This window comes from Bacteroides sp. 41_26 (assembly GCF_949740115.1).
Classification (GTDB): domain Bacteria; phylum Bacteroidota; class Bacteroidia; order Bacteroidales; family Bacteroidaceae; genus Bacteroides; species Bacteroides nordii.
Window position 1 is genome coordinate 1 of the sequence record NZ_CATJGZ010000035.1, and the last position, 26,769, is coordinate 26,769.

At 42.2% G+C, this 26,769-nt stretch carries 13 protein-coding genes; 9 read left to right on the forward strand and 4 right to left on the reverse strand.

The window, feature by feature from the left end:
* Positions 1–95 precede the first annotated feature (95 nt).
* Both QX565_RS00700 and QX565_RS00705 read right to left on the reverse strand, forming a co-directional pair.
* Positions 96–2,675 carry a hypothetical protein gene (locus tag QX565_RS00700; protein WP_289290653.1) on the reverse strand — a complete coding sequence of 860 codons (2,580 nt, stop codon included), beginning with the start codon at positions 2,673–2,675 and terminating at the stop codon, positions 96–98.
* Positions 2,676–2,691: 16 nt separating this feature from the next.
* Positions 2,692–4,035, reverse strand: a complete 1,344-nt coding sequence (locus QX565_RS00705) for a PEGA domain-containing protein (protein WP_289290655.1) — start codon at positions 4,033–4,035, stop codon at positions 2,692–2,694.
* Between the two features lie 1,048 nt (positions 4,036–5,083).
* Between QX565_RS00705 and QX565_RS00710 the strand changes: the two genes are divergently transcribed.
* From QX565_RS00710 to QX565_RS00730, 5 genes are all read left to right on the forward strand, one after another.
* Complete coding sequence (locus QX565_RS00710; protein ID WP_289290658.1) at positions 5,084–8,638, forward strand: TonB-dependent receptor; 3,555 nt, start codon at positions 5,084–5,086, stop codon at positions 8,636–8,638.
* Between the two features lie 14 nt (positions 8,639–8,652).
* Complete coding sequence (locus QX565_RS00715) at positions 8,653–10,416, forward strand: RagB/SusD family nutrient uptake outer membrane protein (RefSeq protein ID WP_289290660.1); 1,764 nt, start codon at positions 8,653–8,655, stop codon at positions 10,414–10,416.
* Between the two features lie 55 nt (positions 10,417–10,471).
* A complete protein-coding gene (locus tag QX565_RS00720) occupies positions 10,472–11,434 on the forward strand; it encodes a sugar phosphate isomerase/epimerase family protein (RefSeq protein WP_289290661.1) in 963 nt (320 codons plus the stop codon).
* Positions 11,435–11,517: 83 nt separating this feature from the next.
* Positions 11,518–13,314, forward strand: coding sequence for a T9SS type A sorting domain-containing protein (locus QX565_RS00725; protein WP_289290663.1), 1,797 nt, complete (start codon positions 11,518–11,520; stop codon positions 13,312–13,314).
* 85 nt (positions 13,315–13,399) lie between these two features.
* Positions 13,400–15,997 carry an endonuclease/exonuclease/phosphatase family protein gene (locus tag QX565_RS00730; protein ID WP_289290665.1) on the forward strand — a complete coding sequence of 866 codons (2,598 nt, stop codon included), beginning with the start codon at positions 13,400–13,402 and terminating at the stop codon, positions 15,995–15,997.
* A gap of 104 nt (positions 15,998–16,101) precedes the next feature.
* Here the strand turns inward: QX565_RS00730 and QX565_RS00735 are convergent, their stop codons facing one another.
* Together QX565_RS00735 and QX565_RS00740 are read right to left on the reverse strand one after the other, a co-directional pair.
* The gene (locus QX565_RS00735) at positions 16,102–18,105 is read right to left on the reverse strand and encodes a retaining alpha-galactosidase (RefSeq protein WP_289290667.1); all 2,004 of its coding nucleotides are present in this window, start codon (positions 18,103–18,105) and stop codon (positions 16,102–16,104) included.
* Positions 18,106–18,114: 9 nt separating this feature from the next.
* A complete protein-coding gene (locus QX565_RS00740) occupies positions 18,115–19,020 on the reverse strand; it encodes an endonuclease/exonuclease/phosphatase family protein (protein WP_234129982.1) in 906 nt (301 codons plus the stop codon).
* A 225-nt stretch (positions 19,021–19,245) separates the two neighbouring features.
* On the opposite strand from QX565_RS00740, the gene QX565_RS00745 reads away from it, so the two are divergent.
* From QX565_RS00745 to QX565_RS00760, 4 genes are all read left to right on the forward strand, one after another.
* On the forward strand, positions 19,246–20,421 hold the full coding sequence (locus QX565_RS00745; protein WP_289290671.1) for a dicarboxylate/amino acid:cation symporter: 1,176 nt from the start codon (positions 19,246–19,248) through the stop codon (positions 20,419–20,421).
* Positions 20,422–20,506: 85 nt separating this feature from the next.
* On the forward strand, positions 20,507–21,481 hold the full coding sequence (locus QX565_RS00750; protein ID WP_289290673.1) for a FecR family protein: 975 nt from the start codon (positions 20,507–20,509) through the stop codon (positions 21,479–21,481).
* A 52-nt stretch (positions 21,482–21,533) separates the two neighbouring features.
* Positions 21,534–23,231 (forward strand): alpha-amylase family glycosyl hydrolase, encoded by a 1,698-nt coding sequence (locus QX565_RS00755; RefSeq protein ID WP_289290674.1) that lies wholly within the window; start codon positions 21,534–21,536, stop codon positions 23,229–23,231.
* Between the two features lie 32 nt (positions 23,232–23,263).
* A complete protein-coding gene (locus QX565_RS00760; RefSeq protein ID WP_289290676.1) occupies positions 23,264–26,767 on the forward strand; it encodes a DUF4886 domain-containing protein in 3,504 nt (1,167 codons plus the stop codon).
* The last annotated feature ends 2 nt before the right edge of the window (positions 26,768–26,769 follow it).

Below are 26,769 nucleotides of genomic sequence, written 5' to 3' on the forward strand. Positions count from 1 at the left end.
AAACAAATCTTCGGTCGGGGAACGCCCAGCGGCAAGGGGCGGGACCACCCGTCCCGACGAGCGTTGGTTTTCAGTGTTTACAAACATAGTAACTATTATTTTTTATCAGGTGATTGATTATCAGAGTTGTCCGGGATATCACTTCTGGTAGTAAACGAATTAGTTTCTCCATAGCTTATCCCATTCATATTTACGGCATAGGCACGGATATAGTATTGAGTACCCATAGCTAAAGCCGCCAGACTTCCTGTAAAATCTTTCTTTGAGATATCCGAATTTATTTTATTATCACTGATAGTAGGCACCGTGTTAGTAATACTATAACAAAATCCATTTTCTGTTATAGTTGCTCCTCCATCATTACTTATACTCGATGAAACTTCAGCCGTTGTTTTGGTCACGGTGTTAATAACAGTAGCTCCAACTGTCGGTATAGAAGATACTTTTTGTGTAGAGAAGGTGTATACCACTCCATATGCAGTCCCTTCCCCATTAGTAGCATAAGCTCGAATATAGTATTTTGCATCAGGTTCCAGATTCTTCAAAACTCCGGTTATTGAATTTCCGGTTGACGTATCCGCAAGAATACTACTACCACCTTCTATGGTAGGCGAACTATTTGTCAAACTATAGCAGAAACCTTTTCCGGAAACAGAAGCTCCCCCATCACTCACTACTGTAGCAGTTGCTTTAGCAGAAGTCTCACCTATTTCACTGACAGTAGTACCACTAAGTGTTGGAACAACAGCAGAGGTACCAGTTGTAAATTCTTGTGTTTCACCATAACTTACCCCCTTCTCGTTCTCAGCATAGGCACGGACATAGTACTTTGTTTTACCGGATAATCCTGTTAACTCATAAAAATAAGTACTTCCCTCTGTTGAAACCTCACTACTGCCCTCTCGTTGCTCAAGAGAAGGAACCGTATGTGTGCTGCTCCAACAAAAGCCTTTACGCTGTAATGTACCATTGCCTAAAGAAGTAATAGTACCAGATAGGCTCGCAGAAGCAGAGGTCACATTGGCAACAGCACCTGTTTTTACAACAGGCAGAGTGACAGATTTCGTCTGGAAGTTACTTACTACTCCATATGATAGCCCTGCCTGATTTATCGCATAAGCACGAATGTAATAAGTTTGACCCTCTTCCAACCCCACAAGGTTGGCAGTAATATTGTTTCCTGTAGTCAATGAAGATACATGAAGGTCCCGTTCATCAGGTAAAGCATGAGTTGTACTATAATAAAAGCCGCTTTCTGTAATCTCACTTCCACCATTACTGGTCACTACAGCAATGGCAGAAGCTGTGTGAACGGTAATATCACGCACAGTCGTTTGGGCTACCGTAGCAGGCTGTAGCGTTTGTGCCAACGTAAATTCAATCCAATCTCCCTGACCTCGCAATTCTTGCCCATTTACTTCTCTTATAGCCCAAGCATATGCCTGAATAGCCTCTTCCGTAGGTAACCCTTCCAGTTTTAATGTGAATATGCCTGTTAACTGGCTTATATTTCCACTTGGATAATTTTCTATAACAACATTCCCTATAGAAGAAGATTTTGATTGCCAGGTAAATCCAAATGAAGTAATCCCTTCTAAATGATCAGTAGCAATACTTCCCGTTAGTACGGCTGCACTATTTCCCAAATCTTCGGCACTTAGTGTCGTTACTACTGGAGGAACTGCCTGGTGTCCGTCATCAGGGATAGTATAGGTTATCACATCCCCATATCCTACTCCTTGCTGCCCAACTGCATATGCACGGATATAATATGTATTTCCCGGCTTCAATCTGCTTATTGTAGCATAAATCGTTGTATCAGGTGTATAAGCAATTTCTTTAAGTCCGGTAATAGTTGGTTCCTCCATCTCTGTACTATAACAGAAACCTTTTTCAGTTACGGTAGTTCCGTTTGCCAATATTCTTGCCAGCAAAGTAATCGAAGTTTCTGTAGAGTCTTGTGGCACGGAAGAAGAGACAACCGGAAGGTCCGTCGTTTTTGTAATAATGTAGGCAGTCTCTCCATATCCTATTCCCTTAGTACTTGCGGAATAAGCACGAACGGCATATTGTCTTCCTGGTTTGAGGTCCTTGATACGCAATCGATAGTCGGACAGATTGTCTATAACTTTCATTTCGTCTTTTTCTGTCGGAAGATAGCCGGAGACACTTGTCTCTTTCCAGCAGAAACCGGAAAAAAGTATCTCTCCTCCCCCTTCATCAAGTATAGAAGTAGAAACCGTAAAGCTTTTCTCATCCGTACCGGAAACTTCCAACGCGCTAAATACCGGCGTATTACTTGCTCCGGTGGTAAAACTCCGGATTTCCCCTTTAGCTATACTATAACCGCTATGGGCATATGCACAATAATAGTAAGTTTTACCGGATTCAAGCCCTTGGAGTTGGACGACAAAATCGTTACCACTTTTTTCATCTACTTTCATTTCAGTATATTCGGCCATACTCTGCAGAGTAGAATAAAGGATACCGTATTCTTTTACAACCACTCCTTCTGCTTTTTCCATGCTTCCTGACAGGGTAGCTCCGGTTCGATAAATATTGGTCGCTTCACCAGTCGCCAACTTCGGAGCAAAATTTGCAGGCTCCGTATCCTTTTCACAGGCTGCCATCACTAACAACAGACTGCATATAATAAGATGTGTTATCTTTTTCATTTTTTACTTCCACTAATTAAAACATAATACCCACTCCAACAGCAACTTCATGATGCTTAAAATTCACAGTGTGAAATCCTACAGAAAGAGCAAACTTACCCAACCGTCCGATAACACCCAGTTCGGCAGCAACACCTGCTGCCGAATGGTCGGTATTCTTTACCAATTCACCTTCTACAGTTTCCCAAGCCAGTGTACGGCTACCATATCCGGCACCTGCATAGAGATAAACGGGCTTCCATAATTGCCGCAGATAACCGGCAGTGACCGACAAACGGGCTTTCTGAGTGACTCCTTCTTTGTAATAGGGAGTACCCTCACCTCCGGAAGTCAACGCGCCGCTATCATCACACTCCAAATCAGCGGAAGCAGAACCGAAATCACTACGAAACTTTACATAAGCTCCGTTCTTGCGAACAAAACCAATCATACCGCCATAAGACAATTGTGAAGGATGATAACCTACTTCAGCCATCACCAGCATACGACGTGGCTCTTTAGGTTTAATCGTGGAGATCATTGTGAAGGTTTGCCCATTTGTTTCTCCGGCAGAGATATTCACAACCGTATCTATAGGAAAGAAAAGATCTTTCTCTATACGAAGTTTATAGGAACGTATTGGCATACGGTCACTTTTATAAGGTGTTTGCCCTGCCAAAGTACCATCAATGTAAACATTGGCATCCTGCTCCGGTAAAGAAAAGACTTCGAGGTATCCGAATTTTGGTTTTAAAGTGACACTCATAATCTTCTGTTCACTCCCCAGATCGACGACTCCGGCTTCCGAAGCATACATAGGAGCTTCCACACGATAGGTATGACTACCTTTCTTCATGGTAGCCGTGAAGAGCCCTTTTTCCGTAGGCACCTTTTCATCATCTATATAGATAGTAGCATCAGCCGGGTCGGGGCGCATCACTAAAAGTTGTGTATTTGTATCTACAGGTTCGTGGGAAGTACCGTCATTGACTCGTACTTCCATTTCATAGACGGTAGATTTATCAATAATATCGGGGTAAAAGTAATTGCGTAGCACCCCATATTTGTCATGCATAATAGAAATACGGCGAGCACCGCGAGGTACATAAAGCCAGATTTCGCCCGGTTTGTTTTCACGGGCAGTGATTCCTAAAGCGTCCGGTTCGAACATCAGATCTTTTACAGTAGTTACAATCCGGATCAGTGCACATACTTCTCCGTTCTGATCTCTCTTAGGAGCCGTGACGCGAGCTGTAATATCAGTTTCCATCCGGTTAAAAGAAGCAACTTCTATTTTTCCTTGGGCACAGACCTGCTGAAATAAGAAGTTAGCCAAAAAGAAGACTGCTAAAAAGAAGCCACGCCTTGCTTGGTTTGTCATTGTGTATAGTTTTTATTCCGCTTGTCCTCTTCAACGGAGGTTAACTGCATAAAGAAGGCGCGAGGACTGTTAATTCTATTCTAAATCCGAGGCTCTGGAAAATGCCCATGTCATGAATAGACAACAATCCTCACGCCTAACTATAACGTTGGCGTGAGAAGACTGTTGCTATTATCCCATGACATTTTGAATTTTCCAGATTCCGAATTAGGGGATAATAACTTTACGCTTCTTGCGTTTTTCTAATATTTAAAAGTTCTGCTTATCATAACTCGTCACCACGAATAGCAAAACTGTATTGCAAATGTATAACAATTTTCTATCACAGCCACAGCAAAAAGAAAGAAAAAGAGCAAATATATTAAAGATTTATTCTCACGTACCGGAAAACCAGTACAAAAGATTCTTCTACAATAAAGAAAATAACATATTACAAAAAGAATATTCTGAAGATAAATAAAACGATAATTCATAGCTATACAGAAAAAAAACGTATAGATCCCCCCAAAAAAGCTCCTGCAAAAAAACGGATAATCAAACATCTAGAAAGTGTATCTTTTTACTATACAAGAATGTACACTGCCGGTTATTCAAAGAAAAATAACAGGCTACCCATTGTTTTATTTTCACACACACAAAACATTACAACAAGACATCTGTCAATGTCATTCAAATATCTCCATAAATTAAGATGTCACAATATATCTATCAATAAAAAAATGTATTTCATAATTAATTCACGCATTATATTGAGTTGAAACAAAAAAAGCAACTCCCCGTTACGTAATCTCTTTCTATTGTGGGTTCTTTAAGTAGAACCACCCATATCAGATTCGATTATGATAAAAAAGTTAGCACCAAATACAATGAGAAACCCAATTCCCTTATCCAACCTAAAACGATGGAATGATGACTCGTAGAGAACTAAATCTAATAACATAGATAGAATAAAGTACTCCATGAAATACTATAAATATCCCTGCTACAATAAATGGAAACAACATCAATGAATCAATTCTGATCAATCAATTATAATAAATCTTATAACATGTACAACAGCTATCATTTTAATCAATCAATACTAAGAAACACCTTTATAGTGTTTGCGTTGGTTATCAGCGCATTGCTTCCCGGTAAAGCACTTGCAACAGGTATTGATTTTCAAGTAAAGAATGTGACTGTACGCGAAGCTGTATTGAAACTGCAACAGCAATATGGATTTTCCGTAACAGTAGAATCGAATGACGTGGACATGAATCGTAAAGTTTCAGTCTCAGCTAAAAATGAATCTATTAGTACAATACTTAGCCGTATATTTACGGGACAAAATGTCACTTATACAGTGACCAACAAAAGTATTATCATCCAAAACCGGAAACAACCAACCGAGAATACCCCTGCGACACCAAAGCCACGCCCGATTTCCGGAAAAGTGATAAACGGTACTGACAAAGAACCACTTATCGGTGTTACCGTCCTTAATCCCGAATCGGGTAAAGGTGTAATCACCAACGTAAACGGCGATTATTCCATCGAAGCGATTTCAGGACAAACACTGAAGTTTTCTTATGTAGGCTTCTCCGATGTTTCGATAAAAGTAGGCAGTTCAAACGTCTTGAATATTACCATGACCGAGAATTCGACTATACTTAATGAAGTAGTAGTAGTCGGATTCGGCAGCCAGAAAAAAGTAAACCTGACGGGAGCTGTCGGGGTGATTGGAAATGAAGAGATCAACGGCCGTCCTGTCGCTTCGGCTGCACAAGCCCTGCAAGGGCTGGACCCATCGCTAAACATTGGCATTAATACCGGTAGAGCCGATTCAGGCTATGAAATAGATATTCGTGGTGCCGCATCTCTAAATGGAGGTACCCCGCTTATTCTCGTCGACGGTGTGGAGATGGAACTTAACCGCCTTAATCCTAACGACATAGAGTCAGTATCCATATTAAAAGATGCAGCAGCGGCTTCGGTATACGGTGCAAAAGCCTCAGCCGGTGTAGTATTAGTTACCACCAAAACCGGTAGTGACTCCAGTGTAAAAGTTACATATAACGGCCGTTTCGGTCTATTAAAGAACACCACAAGTACCGACTACATAACCAGTGGTTACGACTGGGCCAAAGTAGTTGACCGCTTTTTCTATTATTCGAATAAGGGGATAAACTATCTTAAATATGATGAGGACGATTGGAATGAACTCGAGATACGTCGCGGCGATAAGACCGAAAACCCCGAACGCCCGTGGGTAGTAGCCGAAGAAGACGGAACATACAAGTATTACGGAAATTTCGATTGGTACGATTACATTTACAAACGTACTCGCATGCAACATGAGCACAATGTATCGATAAGAGGAGGAAATGACAGGGTAAAATACTACGTCAGCGGCCGTTATTACAATACCGAAGGGATTATGAACCTGCAAAATGACCCTTATGACAATTACAGTATTCGCGGAAAGTTAGACATTAACATTACGAAGTGGGCCCGCTTTAGTACCAATCTGAATTATTTTTATGGTAAAATGTGGTGGCCAGGAATGAAAAACCAACAAACTACATTTCGTAATGTAACCATGGGTGGTTCTCCATTATTTGTCCCTAAAAATCCCGATGGAACGATCGTACATAGTACCGAAATAGTAAATCAAGGAGCCGGCGTACTTGGTGATATGAACCTGATGCTTACTTACGGCAAAACTTCCAACGAAGAGGTAGTGAATGAAGCGACGATTAAAAACAACCTTGAATTAGATATCGTGAAAGGATTAACATTGCATTTGAGTCACGCATATCGTTTTTCTCATGAGTTCGGACAATATCGCTATAATAATGCACCGTATTCTTCACATGAAGGCGTGATTTCATGGGAAACCACCAGCAAATTTCGTAACGAACTTCAAGAAACCAACCAATCGCTCTATAAACAGACATTTGAAGCATTTACCGATTATTCGCACACTTGGAATCGGGTACACAATTTCAAGATTGTAGCCGGTATACAATATGACACCCGTTATTACCGCAAGAATGCAGTATCGGTCGATGGAAATCTTTCGGAAGATCTGAATGATTTCAACCTCTCTGCCGGATCGACTTATTCTGTCAGCGGAGGACAATCAAAGTACAAGACACTCGGTGTCTTTGGACGTGTTAATTATGACTATGATGGCAAGTATCTGTTTGAAGCATCCGGACGTGCCGACGGATCGTCACGTTTCTGGAGTCGTAACCGCTGGGGATACTTTCCTTCAGGTTCCGTCGGATGGCGTATCAGTCAGGAGAATTTCTGGGAACCTTTACGCCAGTGGTGGAATAATGCCAAGATACGTTTTTCTATCGGTAGTCTTGGCAACCAACAGGTATCGGACTACCTGTTTGTTCAAAAGATCAACACCAATCTCACCAGTGGAGATTTTACGTTCAATGGTACGGATAAGCTAACATATGCCCGTGAAGACGCCCCTGTAGCCAATGATTTGACATGGGAAAAGATAACGACGTATGACTGGGGAGTCGACCTTGCTTTTTTAAACAACAGACTAACATTCAGTGGTGACTATTACATACGCAACACCACCGATATGATGATGCCGGGAGCATCGCTCCCCGGAGTTTACGGTGCAAGCGAACCGCGTACCAATGCTGCGGATATGCGCACTAAAGGTTGGGAACTCAGTTTCGTCTGGCGCGACAGAGCGACTCTGTTTAGCCGGCCGTTCTCTTATTCGCTACGCGCCAGTCTCGGCGATTACCAGACCAAAGTAACCCGGTTCGACAATGATACCCGACTGATCTCGGAACACTATGTAGGTGAAAAGCTCGGAGATATCTGGGGATATAAAATCGACGGCCTTTTCCGTATCGATGAAGAGGCGGCAGAATATGCCCAAAAAGTTGACTGCTCCTACTTTACCAAACGTATTGACGCCACTGCCACCCGCAAGGGACTTCATGCCGGCGATCCGAAATTCCTGGATCTCAATGGAGATAATAAAATTTCCATCGGTAAAAACACGGTCGAAGATCCGGGAGATCGGGTAGTCATCGGTAATTCACTTCCAAGGTATTCTTATACATTCGGTGGTGATTTTTCATGGAACGGCATTGATTTTTCTATTCTGTTTCAAGGTGTGGGCAAACGCAACTGGTATCCCAGTTCCGGTCAAGCCAATCTTTTCTGGGGACCGTATTGCCGTCCGCACAATACATTCTTAAGCCAGCAATTGGTTGATCAGGTATGGAGCGAAGATAATACGGATGCATACTTTCCATTCCCTCGCGGTTACGAAGCATACTCTGACAATACCAATTCTCACTATACTCTGACATCACCCAATGACCGGTATATCCAGAACGTAGCCTATCTACGGCTTAAGAATCTGACAGTAGGCTACACTCTTCCGGTGTTCAAAAAGTACCTCCAGCAAATACGTATTTATTTCACCGGAGAGAATCTTGCTTACTGGTCGCCAATGAAGAAATACTGTAAATACATTGATCCCGAAGCAGCTGTTTCATCTTCGTCTTACGTTGAGAATTCCGGTGAAGTATACAATTTCAGCAAGGTATTCTCATTTGGCATCGATATTACATTCTAAAAAACAAACCAGCTATGCGTACTATAAAATACATATTCATATCCGCCGCCTTATTAACAGGCTTTGTATCGTGTGACCTTAATGAGTTTCCTAAGGATTCCATCAGTCCCGATACCTTTTTTCATACAGAGTCAGAGTTGGAACTTTATACCAACCAGTTTTATCTCATGGAACCTACCGCAGTCAATCTGTATGACGAACCATCCAACCTGATTGTTGACGGTCTGTCTCAGAGCGATGTCGTAGTAGGACTGACACGTACCGTTCCTTCCTCCGGCGGGGGATGGTCATGGTCTTATCTGAGATATATCAACTATTATCTGCAAAATTCCCATCGCTGTGAAGATGCATCCGCCCGCAAACGCTATGACGGTGTTGCTTATTTCTGGCGTGCCTACTTTTACTTTGAAAAGCTGAAACGTTTTGGCGAAGTACCATGGTATGATCAGGTATTGGCTTCCGACCAAGACGAACTTTTGGCCAAACCACGCGACAGCCGCGACGTCATCATAAATCATATCATAGAAGACTGCAACAAAGCGGCAGAAAGCCTTCCGGCATCATCCTCTATTTATAAAGTTTCACGTTATGCAGCCCTTGCATTAAAATCACGTGCGTGCCTTTTTGAAGGAACTTTCCGTAAATACCATGCCGGTCACACATTTAATAAAAGCAATTTACCTTATGAAGCTATCTTGCAGGAATGTGTTAATGCATCGCTTGATATTATGAATGATAAAAAGTATTCCATCTACTCGACAGGGAAAAACCCTTATTATTCACTCTTTACTTCAGAAAGCGCCATTGCACAGGAAGTAATTCTTGCACGTTGCTATGGAGGAAATTTCGCACATGCAGTCGACGCCTATGCATTAATGCCCTCCAAAGGCATGGCCGGTTACACCAAGGCACTCGTTTTCTCTTACTTAATGCAAGACGGCAGTCGCTTTACCGATAAAGCAGGATGGGCAACGATGCCATTTACTGAAGAGACCAAAGAACGCGATCCGCGTCTTGCACAAACAGTATTGACACAAAATACCCAATACATCGATGGTACAGAAGGAACCTTCAATTTTGCCAATACCGTGACAGGATATCCGATGCTAAAGTACATTTCAGGACCCAATTTTGTCAATGCTTCGACAATAGATATACCTATTTACCGTATGGCCGAAGTATACCTCAATTACGCCGAAGCCAAAGCCGAACTGGGAACATTGACGCAAGATGACCTCGATCACTCCATCAATTTAATCCGTGATCGCGTAGGAATGCCCCACCTGGACAAATCAGCAGTAAATGCCGATCCTGATCCGTTCCTCACATCTGAACTTTATGGATATAAGAATGTGGATAACGGTCCCAACAAAGGAGTCATTCTTGAGATCCGTCGGGAGCGTTCGATAGAAATGGTAAGCGAAGGCATCCGTTTTGCCGATTTATGCCGCTGGCGTGAAGGCCAACTTCTGGCCCAGCCATTTTATGGGCCCTATGTACCCGGTGAAGGCCGTTATGACATGGATGGCAATGGAAAAATCGATTTTGTGGTTTATCTGGACCGCCGTATTCCCGCTCCGGGAGTAACTCCATTAAAAATAAACCAAGACATATTCCTGTCAGAAGGAGAGACCGGTTATATTCTGGCTCACGGACAATTAATGAGGGCCTTCAACGAGGACCGAGATTATCTCTATCCAATCCCAAGTAATGAACGTACACTTACCAAAGGTATGATTACACAGAACCCCGGATGGGATGACGGACTAAATTTTTAACCACATCTTATTCGCAAGTCAGTTATTATTAAGTTTTAAATTACAAGTAAACAGTATGTTAAAAAGAAAAATAATCTATGTATGGATATCTGTCTTAATGGTTTCCGTAAGTGGCTTTTGCATGGATACCATGAACGAAGACAAAGTACATACTCCGCAGAAATTGCGAATAGGTACAACTATAAGCGTTTTCGGCGGTTTGCAAGAGTTAACCTATGAAAACCTGAAAGAAGCACGGTCTGCGGGTATCTCTGACATAGAAATTTCTCTCACCGGCTTAGTAAATGGAGATCATCCTATTCCAAATGCCGAATTAAAAGAGAAATTCCGCCAGGTAAAACACAATGCTGACAGTGCAGGGATCAACATCTGGTCGATACATATGCCTTATGGGGCCGACTGTGACCCGTCACACATTGACGAAACCATTCGTTCACACTCCGAAAATGCCTACCGTAGCTACATCGATGTCGTCAGCGTATTGGAGCCGGAAGTAATCCTGTTCCATCCAAGCTGGCGATTAGGCCTCAACGAACGCAAGGAACGCATGAGCCAACTGGTAAAAACCATCACTTCCCTGAATAAAGATGTAAAGGAGATAGGGGCCATCATTGTATTGGAAAATCTTCTCGGATACAAATTACTTCGCAGTCCCGGGGTAGAACGCCCGTTGGGCCGTACTGTCGAAGAGATGGTTGAAATTATGGATTTAATGCCGGCTGATGTTTATGCAGCAGTCGACATGAATCACATCAAAAATCCCGAACTGCTGATCGCTGCACTCGGCTCTCGCATAAAGAGTGTCCACATTGCCGACGGTGACGGAGAGAAGGAGTGTCATCAGCTCCCGGGACGCGGGAAAAACAATTGGGTTCTTATTCTTCAGGCACTTGATCATGCCGGTTACACTGGTCCGTTCCTCTATGAAATAAGAGCAAAAGAAGTAGATGGATTTACAGATCTTGTCACTGCCTATAATCTGCTTTATAAAAATTATATAAAGTCTTTACAACCGTAAGGAGGCTGTTGTCAATACCTCCTCAAACGTATAAAAACTCCAAGTGATTTTACCAATACATTATTAACAAATCTATGAGAATTATGAAACTAAAACATTTCTTACTCTGTGTGATGGGAATTTTGATTCCTACAACCGTTTTTTCGGCTGAATACTATGTCGTACCGGGGTTACGTGCTACAGGCAACGACGGTTCATCCTGGGAAAAAGCGATTACCATGTATGACATTTTCGAAAATGATGCCGCTGCTGCAAAAAACGATGAGGTATCCAAGTATAAAACCGGAGACGTATTCTTTCTTGCAGGAGGAACCTATTACAATGCTACCAGTCCCGGTTCCGATGCCGGGCGCATTTATCGTGGCTATATTTTCGTTGGAGGATGTGATCAAAGTAAAGGTGTGGTTACTGAGTGGCCTGCCTATCCATCGGCAACACCTACAATTTTCTCCGGTGACCTCGACGAAAACGGAGGACCGAGTGCAGGCGACCTCCGTAATTTAATTCATGTGCGTCAGGCTCGGAATGATGATGCCGAGAACCTGGCCCACATCTGCAAACTGATAGGTATCGATTTTACCTGTTCATATTCTCCCGAAGGTTCAACTAACGCAAGTGGAGCAGTTTATTGCACGCAGGGAGCCATCGAACTTCAATATTGCAATATATATAATAATATAAGCAAAGGCGAAGGTACGGGAGACGGAATCGGTGCCGGTATCCACATCTATGGTGGACTTTATCATATAAAAGACTGCAATGTATACAACAACAAAGCGCATAAGACCGGAGCCGGATTCCGGTGTACTTCCCGCAGTTCTAAGAAAGCGAATGGCGTAATCGAACGTTGTTACTTCGGTAATAATGAAGTGGAATCCCGTTACGGTGGTGCCATCGCCCAATCTTCAGGAGAAAATATGTGGATCATAAATTCCACTATTGTTGACAACAAGGCCTTTTACGAAGGTGCCGGAATCTGCGCCAATGGCAGCTCCTTTGATGATGATGTACGTGCAGTACATATCATAAACTGTACAATTGCCGGCAATACATGCGCTGCCGATCCTTCGGAACTATATGCTGAAGATACGGAAACCGGTACTGTCACTAATCCTGGTTCATGGTTGGGATCGCAAATACGTATTGCCTGTGATCCGGCAGTGAATATCTGTAATTCCATTATTGTCGGACGCGAAGATGACGGTACAGTTGCCAAAGCCGCTATCGTTCTTACCGGTACGGAAAAGACACCCTCCAGCGCCTATTTAAATTCGTATGGTGGCAGCATATTAGGCACGTTCGGCTCGGTCATGAATTCTCCAACCATTGCTATCAACTGGAACAATGATCACATGGATGGCAGTAACCCGAATACTTATTCCAAGATATTCGGCACAACCACAGCTGGCGAAAACGGCGGATTCACCAAGACGCTGAAACCTGTAGATAATGGCATTCTCGACCAGCTCGGAGTTTACGCCCTTTATGGTTTCGAACTTGGAGAGTACATCAAGACTCTAAAAGATGAAGGCAAATATCTCCCATTCGAGATCGACGTTACCGTAGACCAGACCGGTTCGAAACGTAGCCAGGAAGAGATTAACGGTGAAACAGCTCCGGGAGCCTATGACTTCTTGACCAATCATGGGACCGGTATTACCGACACGAATTCTCCGATGTCCTCTCTCAAATTACAAGTATCGGGTGATGGTATCTACCAGATTGTAGGACTCACCGACAATGCTACGATACATATTTATAATTTACAAGGTATACGTATCCGGTCTATTACCCAAGGTAACACGATTGACCTGCGTGATCTCACAAAAGGCATTTACATGGCTAACGTGAACGGACAAACGTTCAAAGTTGCCAGATAATATTGTAACTAATCTATTGAACAGGTCCGTCTGCTTTCCGTATTTGGAAAGCAGTCGACTTGTTTGTTTTATAAATCATTATTATATGGCTTTCTATCATATCAAATACAGACTATTCGCCATTCTATGGTTATTTTTATCGGCCCTGTCGACGGTCGGTCTAGCCAATACCACGACTTTAAACGTCGGATGTTTCAATATCCGTTTCAAAACGAGCGCCGATCAGGGAGAGCTAAGCTGGAACAACCGTAAGAGTTATGTTGCACGGACAATTATCGATTTCAAATACGATATTGTTGGAGTCAACGAAATGAATGCCGGTTCACAACAAGAGGACATGAAAAGTTTACTTCCGGAGTATTCATTCGTAGAATGGGGAGGAAACTCATCGACAGTGCCCAATCAGGGAACAATCAATGCGGTATTGTTTCGTACCGATAAGTTCGATCTGCTTGAAGAAGGACATTACTTTTTGTGTACAGACCCCTCGAAATCACTACTTTCGTGGGATAACAGCAGCGGGAACAAACGTTTCACCGTATGGGCCAAGCTGAAAATCAAGGAAACAGGCGATATCTTTTATTATTTCATCACCCATCTCGATCATCAGGGAAGTGATGCCCGCAATGAAGGAACGCGCGTTAACATGGAAAAAGTACGTTCCATTTCCGGTCATTACCCCGCCATCATATGCGGTGATCATAATTCGTCGGCCATACGTTATCCGTTCTATGACCTTTGCAGTGCCTATATGTCAGACAGTCGCAAAGTATCGGAAACCCCATTCCCATGGCCTAAGGACGGAACCTTGTGCAAATGGGATCCCGAGAAAAAAGATGGGACCAGACTGGATTATGTATGGGTAAAAGGGATGAAAGTACATACATACAATCACATCAATGAGACTTTCGGACGCAGTGTCACTCCTTCCGACCATTTTCCCGTGATAGTGAACGTCTCATTAGAACCTTTCGTGGCCTCCCATACCCGCTATGTCGATATAAATGCTGCTGATGGTGGCGATGGAAGCAAGTCAGCGCCGTTCCGTAATATCCAGGAAGCTGTCGATGCCACTTGCAACGGCGATACCATTTACGTTGCCCAGGGATATTATACCGTAACCGAATCGGAGCAATTTAAAGGTCGGGACGCTACACTCAATATTCCTCATTCTCTGGATATATTCGGCGGCTACGACTCTGCATTTAAAGAAGTGACGGGGCGTACAGTTCTATCAGGAGATATAAACGGCGATGATGAAATCGCAGACGGAGTATGGACCGGTAATGAAGAAAATGCTTATCATGTAGTGACAGTTCAGAAATACTGCGCACTGATGCTTTGCAATTTCGAAATAGTCGGAGGAAACGCCAACGGAAGTGCTACCACAGGGGCAGGTATCACCGGTCTGGGTTCCCGACTGATACTCGATAATGTGATTATCCGCAATAACCAGGCCACAGGTCAAGGTGCCGGAATCTATGCAGCCGGACAATTGTTATGTACCAATTGCCGGTTTATCCGTAATGTCTCCTCAGCCAACGGCGGCGCTTATTTCACTGCCTATGCCGGTGTGGAATTATGGTGGCGCCATGCAATGACTGATTGTTACTTCTCGGAAAATGAAGCAGTACAAGGTTCTGCCGGATACCATTCAGGATACTCGTGGGCTTACCTGGGACACAACACTTATGTCGATAACAAGGCTACTTACGGAGGTACCGTCTCCCTCAACGGAACAGCCTATGCTTCTAAAACGACTTTAGTCAACAACACCTTTGTCAATAACCGGGTAGAAGCTATCGGCGGTGTCATTAACGAAATGAAAGGAGGATCGGCCATCTATGCCAATTTGAATGTAGCATCTACAATTTCGATCGTCAATAATACGATTGTCGGAAACCATGCATCATGCTACAAAAACGGTACACCTACCATCGACTTTTATGGTGCAGCCGTGCATATTTACAACGGAACACCATTCATTTTCAACAACGTGATTGCCGGAAATCGCTCCACTTCAGCGCATACTGGTGATGTTTATAATGCAGGACAGCTGGCAACTACCGGTTATAACATCTTTTCGAGTGCCGATAATATAAATATAACACCGGCAGAAACCGATATTTTAGGAACCTCAGTCGATTCATCCATCCTATTGCTCGGTAATATGCTTGAGAGTAACATAGTAGAAGGAGATATTATCCCTGTTCTGGCACTAAACGGTGGTCCGGTTGAGACAGTCAAAGTAAAAAAACGTTTTTTCGGATCGAATGCAATCAATGTGCTGCCGGCATCTCAATTGGAAGAAAAATTATTAAAAGGAGATGTAGACAACACGATTGAACTGCGAAACAAACTGATATTCGACCAACGGGGAGTAGAACGTTTAACCGATGGAACCTCATCGATCGGTGCGTATGAATATGGAAGGGAAGGTACGGGTATTACCGAAACAGCAAGTGTCGCCAATCCGGTCAAAACATACCAGAACGGTTCTATTTTATATCTGTCTACTTCTATGACATTACAGGATGTGAAAATATTCTCTATGACCGGATCAACGGTTATTCTTCTGGGCGAAGTTACCACAGGAGAGACTCCAGTCAATGTTTCCCGGCTTTATCCCGGAGTATATATATTATCCTGGAAAGGAGGAACTTCACGGTTTATAAAAAGATAAATAAGATTATCTGCCAGTAAATTAAAAATCACCCACGCTTCAATAGTTGCAGCGCGGGTGATTTCATTGAAAGGAAAGTTATAGCACACTCTCCATCTTTCTTTTTACTCCGGTGATGAAATACAAGCTGCCCATCCCCCACCCGGTGCAAGTCGGACAACAATCTCATTCTGTTCCAATACTTCGGACGTTCTCCGGTAATCCTGAGCTGCCCGATGGGCATTTACACCATCACTGAATATCTCGATCCGCTTCCCAATGCAATCATCCGGTAATCTCACCTTCAGTTCACGGGTATCCCAATTCCCCAATGCTCCGATATACCAATTATCACCTCTACGCCGAGCCACGACAATATACTCGCCAACTTTACCATCGAGCACGAAAGTGTCATCCCAAACTGTGGGAATCTGGGATATAAACCGGATACACTCCTGTTCACGCATATAATTGGATGGAGAATCACAAAGCATGTTAAGCGGAGAATCGAATACGACATATTCTGCAAGCTGATGGCAACGGGTGCCCTGACTCATCGGATTACTCCTGTTCGGAAAATATCCACCTTTGACACTATTGCGCATCGCTCCCTGCGTATAATCCATCGGACCAGCCACCATGCGAATGTATGGCAATAAAACATCGTAAGAAACCATATCGACATCGGGCTTGGACCATTTCAACTGTTCAAGCCCAAATACCGCTTCATAATTGATCACATTGGGATACGTGCGTTGCATACCCGTTGGTTTGGGACAGCCGTGAAAATCGACAAGCATCTTATGGGCTGCGCATACCTCAGCCGTACGGTACATAAAATCAATCATCTCCTGGTCATCACGATTAAGGAAATCTATTTTAAAACCTTTGATACCCATATCGGCATAATGCGATACGACCTTTTCCAAATTAAGTTCCATCGCCAGATAACCGGCCCACAAAATAATATCAACTCCTTTTCTCCTCCCATGATCTACTATTGCCTGAAGATCTATTTCCGGGACGACATCAAGAAGATCACACTTTCCCTTAGTAGCCCATCCTTCATCGAGAATAACATACTCGATGCCGTTTTCGGAAGCAAAATCAATGTAGTATTTATAAGTTTCCGTATTAATGCCAGCCTTAAAATCTACTCCATAAAGCCCCCAGTCATTCCACCACTCCCAGGCAACCTTTCCCGGTTTGATCCATGACCGATCGGTTACGCGTGACGGAGCCGCCAACCGATATACCATATCGTTTTCCATCAACTCTCCGTCGCGACGTGTAACAATGAAAGTCCGCCACGGAAAAGTCCGCGGTGCATTGATCTTCGCAATATAGGGATACCGCGAAGTAACCAGATGTTCAAGATCATTATGTCCGCCCTGTACCACACTTTTCGGATAAGGAGCAAAGGCTCCTCTCAACTGCGGTCTGCAACTATCTGTCGCTAAATACATTCCGGGATAATCTTCAACATCGGCTTCGGCAATACACAATTTTTCGCCATACTCCAGATTGACAAGTATCGGTGTAAACAACAGATTTTTTTCATCGAAATCCTTCAACGGAAGATACGTATACAGATTTTGCATATCATTCCAAAACTGCTGTTCACGGGTGGCGTCCTTTCGTTTCTTACGGTCACGTACATACGGAGCCCATGTCTCAAAATTCTGAGATAACCGATACACTGCCTTTTCATTCTTCACTGTGTACTCCTCCGAAAGTGAAGATACAAAACGATAAGCCATTCCGTCATCATACATCCGGAATTCGATACTGAAACCGGCAGTCGTGGTCAATACCAACCGGTTATATTTATCTCGCACCTGTGATTTCTTATACAGTGGAGAAAGAATCACTTCATCAACAGACGAGCGTTGTACTTTTTTCACTTTCATATCGGCCCCCCAAACTGTGCCATTCATCCATTCCATAGCAATGGTCGATGGAGACAATATTGATTGGTGTTCATTGGAAAGAGTGAACGTAAGACTATCACCGACATTAATTTCACTCGTAAGCCTCCCATCAGGAGAGCCCAGTTTATATTCGGCAGCACCAGCTATTGTAACAGTGAAAGCCACCATAAACATCAAAAAAACTTTCTTATATTTCATCTTTACAAATCAATAAGTAAATGTACAAATGATAGGATAATGGTCAGATATCCACCTCACACCATAAACTGGCTTATCAATGGTCTCAAACACCAACGGGCAAGCATTACGATAGAAAATATGATCCAGATTCTTGTTTCTTACCAAAGGAGAAACGCGTCCGAAACCATTAAAGCTGGAATGATCATCCGTTTTGGAAGCATCTTCTCTGGCAGAAGCAAACCAACGGTAAAATGGAGCCAAGCTCTCACGCCGCGGATCATAGGGATTGTAAGAAGCATTCATATCACCGGTTACGAAAACAGTTGCCTCCTCACCGGCGATGGTCTTCATTCTATTGTTTATCAATGCAGCACACCGGGCACGCACCTCAGTGTCCACCGGTTCTTTCTTATAGGGCAAATGAGTGGTGACAATATAAAATTCTTTCCGGCTTTTTTTATCCTTGAGTTGTAACCACAAAGCGGCCCGATAATGTCTGTCAGTCGAGTCCCACGGTTGGGATGGAACTTCGGGAGTAGCACTCAGCCAAAAATGTCCCGAACGTATCACTGAATATTTCTCACGAAGATACAACAATAATACTCCTCCGGTGCGGGAATCAGGTAACGTGTCGTTCATCTCTATACGATAATAGCCATAATCAGGTAGCATGGCAAAGATTTGCTGCCACATCTCGTTGCGTGGTTCCTGCATGCCTATCACGTCGGGACGGTACTGGGCGATCATACGGGCACACGGTTCCCGACGCCGATCCCATGCCGTATCAAGAGAATCATTCGGATTATTGAAACGGATGTTGAACGACATCACCTTTACAGAATCCAACACGACAACATCGTCATGATAATCTTGAGCGATAGCACAAGAAAAACTCAGCAGTAAAATACCAGACAAAAGAATGTTTTTTTTCATATATGTATCTTTAAAATTATACTATGAAGACTTATCAAAAAGTACTGAATACGTAACCAACAACACAAAACCGACACTGATTTAAAAAACATTAACATGCTTTATTACAACAGCAAAGCCGTCAAAAAACACAATATTCAAAACAAATAAAAATACCGACTACGTAGATGTATGATGTGATGTGTTCCTTGAATGAGTGTTCCTTTAAATTAAAATATTGACAAAATGAAAAAAAGAAAGTTAGGATTGTTCCCTAAGGTATTGATTGCGATAACTATCGGTTCGTTATTGGGACTTATAGCGCCGGATGTTATGATCAGAATATTTAAAACCTTCAATGTATTCTTTGCACAAATTCTCAAATTTATCGTACCCTTACTCGTATTGGGCCTTGTGACTCCATCTGTAGCTAATCTGGGACGTGGAGCTGGAAAGATGCTATTGAGTGTTATCGTTATCTCATATCTGTCAACGATAGGTGCAGGATTTTTTGCATATGGTTTTGCTTCAAGTCTACTTCCTCATTATCTAAGTATTGGTGAAATTTCCACCTCTGCGCTGGAAGGAAAAGTATTCGAGCCCTATTTCAATATCAAATTCCCTCCGATTTGTGACATACTGACAGCTCTCCTCTTGTCATTCATGCTCGGCATCGGCATTATTTTCACCAAAGCCCCGGGACTGAAGAAAGCCTTCGATGAATTCGGAGAAATTGTAAAACTCACGATTGAACATGCCATCATCCCTCTCTTACCATTCTACATCTTTACAATGATATGTGAGATGAGTGCTGCCGGTCATCTGTCAACCGTCATGGGAACAGGTGTTAAAGTCATTGCAACCGGTGTTATCCTGTCTATCTGTTACCTCATTATCCAATATATCATAGCCGGACTGGTGGCTAAAAAAAATCCTTTTAAATGTATATGGAATATTATGCCAGCGTACCTGACAGGCTTTTCAATCTGTTCCAGTTCGGCCGTTATTCCAGTCACTCTCGAGTGTGCCATGAAGAATGGTGCGACTAAAGAGATCGCCAACTTTACTGTCCCTCTTTGTTCAACAGTCCACATGTGCGGATCGACTATCAAGCTTATCACTACATCAATCGCAGTGATGTATCTGAGCGGAATGAACATTAGTTTCGCCCTCTTTGCCAATTTCATCCTTTTACAAGGGATTTCAGCCGTAGCTGCCCCCGGAGTAATGGGAGGAGTTTTAATGGCATCAATCGGATTATTGGAATCGATTCTCGGTTTTTCGCCTGAACAGAGTGCCCTGATGATGACCATCTATCTGGCTCTCGACGGATATGGTCCAGCATGTAACGTAAGCGGAGACGGCGCTATCACCCTCATTATCGACCGCTTTTTCGGAAAGAAATATGCATCCGCACAATAATAAAATGTCTATTTTCAAAATCGGATTACGTAGTCATATCATGTAATGTGTTCTTTTTATATAAGGAAAGATTAATAAAAAATATATGAAAAAAGAAAGCATAAAGATGTTTTTTGAGAGTCAGTCCACACCCTCTGATTCCGAGAAAATAGAGCAATGGTATATAAACAATATCAATAATGCCGAATTGGACACTATTCTTCTGGAGCTGTTGAAAGAATGTACTCATCAGGATGAACAGAAAGCCAGAAACGCATTCAACCGTACATGCCATCGTATAGGTATCGGGACACCCCAAGTCATGAAAAAGAGGAAAACAATATACCGTTGGATATCGGGAATAGCCGCCACCGTCCTAATATGCGGTTTCCTATTGGGTATACATTTATGGAGTCCCCGGTTCGGCGATATCGATTTGGAAAAAGTATATGCATCGGCAGGTGATTCAAAAATGGTGATACTTCCCGACTCTACAAAAATCTATCTCAACCCCACAAGTACTCTCTTTTACGCAGCAAATGATTTTGCCCGTAACAGGAAAGTGCATTTGTTTGGCGAAGCATACGTAGAGGTAACCAAAGATATGAAACATCCATTCTTCGTTGTGTGTAACAATGCCACAATCAAAGTATTGGGAACTAAATTCAACGTACAATCGCATGAATCCGATTCAGAATTTGAAGTGATGCTATACGAAGGATGCGTGGACGTAGAATCAGATTTCAACAATAAACAGGTAGAAGTACTCATGGCTCCCGGTGATATTATAAAGATTGATAAGAATACCGGCGAAATGTCACAAATGAATATTTCGACTATAGCCAACCCAGGGCAATCCCGTAAATTTTACTTTATCGATAAAAAGCTGGAAGATATAACCAATCAACTCGAACGTCACTTCCAAAAGAAGATTGTAATTACCAATCCCAAATTAAAATCGATAAAATACGATGCAATATTTGCCAATGACGAGACAATTGAACAGATTTTAAATTGCCTGAATGCATCACAACAGATGAAAATTATATATCATGATAACACCATTATAGAGATACGGTAACACAATTTCAGTTTTCAATAGGTAAATCATAGAACCCACAAAAAATAATCAGATGAAACGAATCATTTTCTTTTTTAGTTTTATGGCCCTTGCAAGCAACCTCTTTGCCATCCGAAACTACCCCAAATGGCTGGAAAGTGCAGCCATATATCACATCTATCCTTCTTCTTACATGGATAGCAACGGAGACGGATACGGCGATCTGGAGGGTATACGTTCTCGCTTGGACTACGTAAAGGATCTGGGATTTAATACCATCTGGATCAGTCCGGTCTTTTGCAGTAAATTTGAAGATGGCGGTTATGATATCACCGATTTCTATAAAATCGACCCACGCTTCGGCACAAATACCGATTTGGTAAATCTGGTAAACGATGCACATGAAAAGGGTATTAAAGTATGCCTCGACCTCGTAGCCGGTCACACTTCGGACAAGCATCCCTGGTTTCTGGAATCTGCAAATGGAGACCCGAATGGTCATTATGCCGATTATTACATCTGGACGAAAGGTAAAAAAACAACTCCACCGAAACCGGAAAGAGGAGGCTGGGTAAAAAATGAATATCCGCGCGACGGATACTATCTGATGAATTACTACGATATTCAACCGGCACTTAATTATGGATATTATCAGCCGAACCCGGAGAATTCGTGGGAACAAGCCTATAATGCCCCCGGTCCAAAAGCAGTCCGCCAAGAGATAAAGAATATCATCTCTTTCTGGTTTGATAAGGGAGTTGACGGTTTTCGTTGTGACCTGGCCTGGTCATTGGTAAAGGGAGATGACGCAGAGTTTCACGGAGTAAGAAAACTTTGGAATGAAATATTTTCCTGGCAAGCGGAAAACTATCCCGAAACTATCTTCCTGTCTGAATGGTCAAGTCCGATAGAAGCTATTTCCTGCGGCTTCGATATCGATATTATCCGTCACAACGGGTGTGGAAAAACCATGTATCGCGATCTGGTACACAATACATATCGGAATACAGATCCAGACACCGGTATATACCAACCGAAAGATTGTTGGTTTGACAGGGCGGGAAAAGGGAAGTTCAGCTCTTTTGTAGAACCTTTTATAAAAATCTATGAAGTAACCAAGGGGCACGGTTTCCCATGTATGCCCACATCCAGCCATGATACATGGAGACTAAATCGCAACCAACGTTCTACTCCGGAGGAACTAAAAGTAGCCATGACATTCTTCCTGACAATGCCATGGGTACCAATTGTCTACTATGGAGAAGAGATCGGGATGCGTTCGATGGATGGATGGCCGTTTATTGAAGGTAGTCGTGACCGGTCGGCACAAAGAACACCCATGCAATGGGAAGCAGGCGCAACAGCCGGTTTCTCTACCTGCGACCCTTCAAAGTTGTACTTACCTATAGACCCGGATCCGAAGCGTCCGACAGTAGCCGGTCAAATCGATGACCCACATTCAATACTTAACTGGACGAAGGGACTTCTTGCCCTCCGTTCTTCAATCTCCGCATTGGGAAATACAGGAGGATGGAAGTTTGTCAGCGATCCGCAACAAGCATATCCTGCCGTATACGAACGCTCCGACGATCACTCAAAGTATCTGATAATTATTAATCCGAGAGAAAAAAGTGCTACGGCATCCATTGAAGGATATGATCGATTAGAAGTTATTTGGGGAAATCCCCAAAACTTGTCAGTAAAGAAATCGAAAGATAAACTATCACTGAGAATCCAAGGAGTAAGTTCTGTCATCTGTAAGGTTCTGTAATTCATATTAGTCATCAACAAAATAATAAATCAATGAAAAAGGTTTTCAAACTTTATTTAATGCTGTTCTTAAGTATTACAGGAACAGTTTTTACAACGAATGCAGAAACGAAAAAGATTCTCGTTGTTGGAAACAGTTTCTCGTTTGATGCGGCTTTACAGGAGTTTCTTCCGATAGTACAAGCTGCTGGAGATGATATTGTGCTGGGGTTTCCATATAAAGGAGGAACCACACTGGAACTTCACACGAATTATATTACCACAAATCAGCAGATATACAATTACTACAAAATTAAAGATGGAAAAATGACATCGACAGGAGGCAACAGTCGCAAATTCGATGCAAATATCATTACGGATGAAGACTGGGATATTGTCATTATACAAACTGACCATAATTATTCGGGTGCATATAGTCACTATTTCCCATACCTGACCAATCTGATCACCTACTTTAAAACTCATCTCACGAATAAAAACGCCCAGTTTTATCTTTACATGACCTGGGCCTATCAAAATGGTTCGGCAAAATTAGAGGAGTTAATCAATAAAGGTCTTTACACCGACCAAATGGATCAATATACAAAAATCGTTGATTGTGCAGGCCGCGCCGCCATACAATCGGGAATTGGCGAAGAAAACATAATTCCAGGTGGAACAGCTGTCCAAAATGGGCGTACCAGTTATATTGGTGATGATTATAATCGTGATGGCTATCACATGAATCTCAGTCACGGCCGTTATACCGTAGCACTAACATGGTACGAAAAAATCTTCGGAAAGAGTGTCATTGGGTTAAGTTATCACCCTGCTTCCATCAGTGATTTCTGTGCAGAGATGTGCCAACATGCCGTACGTGAAGCCATTATCCACCCCAAAAGTATCAGTAGCCTTGCAGATACTTATGGGGTAAACCCTGATGCAAAGCCCAAGGTCATCGACAGACCGCTAATGATTAATTTCGGCATCGGTGTTGGTTCATCTGCAATCTCTCAATATTCATGGAATAGTTTAACAACCACATTAACCGGAGCAAATGTGGGAAATCTATATAACAGCAAAGGTTATGGAACCGAAGTGAAAGTTTCAATAGAAAAACCATTCGACGGTGTTTCCTCTATCGGAACTACTTCATCGACTACAGCTTTAGATATGCCTTCGAATGTGTCTAAATCAGCCTTTTATGGTACTACAGAGAGTTCGGTTATTATTTCCGGATTATATCCGGGTCAGGCGTATGATATGAACGTATTTGCCTCAATTATGAATAATACATCGACCAATTCTGAAACCGTCTACTCATTCAAAGGAAAAAATGATAGAAACGCCTCTCTGAATCCTACAAAAAACACGGCAAATATTGCAACGGCCCAAGGAATAATTGCCGATGAAAAAGGACGCATCTATTTAACTGTAAAAGCCGGCGCAAACAATAACGAAGAAAAGAAAACTTATTATCTGGGAGCATTGATGGTAACTCCACATCTTGAGGTTCCGGGGAAAATTCCTATCTATATCAACTTTACCACCAATGGAAAAACAACTCAAGAAGATTACTGGAATAATGTGACATCCCATCTTGCCGGAACTAAAATTGAAAGCTTGACAGATTCGGAGAATAAGGCTTCAGGCATATCTCTAAACATCACAAAAGGTTTTGCCGGTGTCACAGAAAACGGTGCATCCAAAACAAATACGTTGCTTAACATGCCCGCAAATGCGTCTACAACAGGTTATTGGGTAAACGGTATCGAAAAAGACGGCGTTCTTATTGACAATGCCGAAATCGTATTCAGTAATCTGAATCCTAAGGAATCCTATGATTTTTATATGTTTGGTTCCTATATGAATGCTACAGAAGTTCATGAAGCTGAATATTCAACCTTTGGAACTGTAGAAAATTACATTGGATTAAATGGAAACAACAACGATCATTCAATCGCTGAACTCTCTTCAATATATCCGGATGCAAACGGACATATCCGATTTACGGTAACCCCGGGAGCTACAAGTGCAGATACCTACAAAACTGGTTACATCAATGCTATGGCTATTATGGTTCCGGGTATTGTGAAAGTCGTACCCTTCGAACCCGTAGCAGAAGGTCCGTGGGATGGTATTTCCATGATTGAACCGGCTCGTGACGTTTCCGGTAATTGTGTTATTTACACAGGAGCAGAATTAGCATGGGTAGCCAATCAAATCAATCAAGGCCATGCCATAACAGGTATAAAAATTGCAAAAGATATAGATTTAGGCAATCAACCATGGACTCCAATAGGATACGGAACTTATTTTACCGGAAAAATTGACGGACAAGGTTATCACATTTATAATATGTATATAAATAAAAGTGACCTTACAGAAAAATCAAATTTTGCAGGCTTAATAGGTGGTACAAATAGCGAAAGCTGTGATATTCTCAACATCAATCTCTCAGGAAAAATCGATATTCCTGCATCCATAACTCAGAAAACTCAAGTCGGATCATTCATTGGTAAAGCCAATGCCTTAGGAAATATGGTTAATTGCCATAGCGATGTTGAAATCAATATCATGGGAGCGCCGGGATATGTGGGTGGTGTATTGGCATTTATGAAAAATGCGAATGTAAAAAACTGCTCTTATTCAGGCAATATAATAATCACAACATCCGGAAAAGTGACCAATGGTGTCGGCGGCATTTTGGGATGTACAAATTCAAGTACAACCGGCATCGAAGCTATTATTAACGGATGTTACTTTGACGGTAGCATTAAAAATAACGGTTCTGGAATCCCTAAATATGTAGCCGGAATCAATTCGTATTCTAATTTGTCAAAAGCTGCCGAAACCATTACGAACAATTATGTTATCGGCACCATTGACTGCACGGCCACGGATCAAGGAGCTATTTACGGAAAAAACAACACTGTAAATTTCGACTGTGAAAACAACTATTATTATGCGGGCTATACCTTAACAGGCAAAGGTGGAATTCCCATGGATATGAAAAAGTTTCATTCCGGAGAAGCTACTTATTTATTAAACGGTGATCAAATGGAATTTCTTTTCGGTCAGGAACTTGATTCTGATAATAACATGCCAGTCGTCTATAGTGGTACCAACAGAGTCTACAAAACAGTCTTTATGTATAATGGCAACGAATATGCAGTACTTTACAACAATACAGAAATGAAATTTCCCCAAAATCCTGTTCCTGACGACGGAACAACTTTTGGAGGATGGTATGATGAGAAAGGAAATCGCTATGATGAGAATTCAACTGCCCAAACCGACCTCATACTCTATGCCAAAACCATAGCAACAGGAACCGATAATCTGAAAACTAAAGATGAAATAACAATCAGTAATAATAAAATTGATATAACTTCAGAAAATCCGATTGGCAATATTGCTATTGTGGATGTAAACGGAATGGAGGTTATTAATAAAACAATAAAAGAGACTATCGCAGAATTAGATATAAATTCATTACAACATGGTATATATCTTTTTAAGAGCAAACATGATTGCATTAAATTCATAAAAAAATAAGA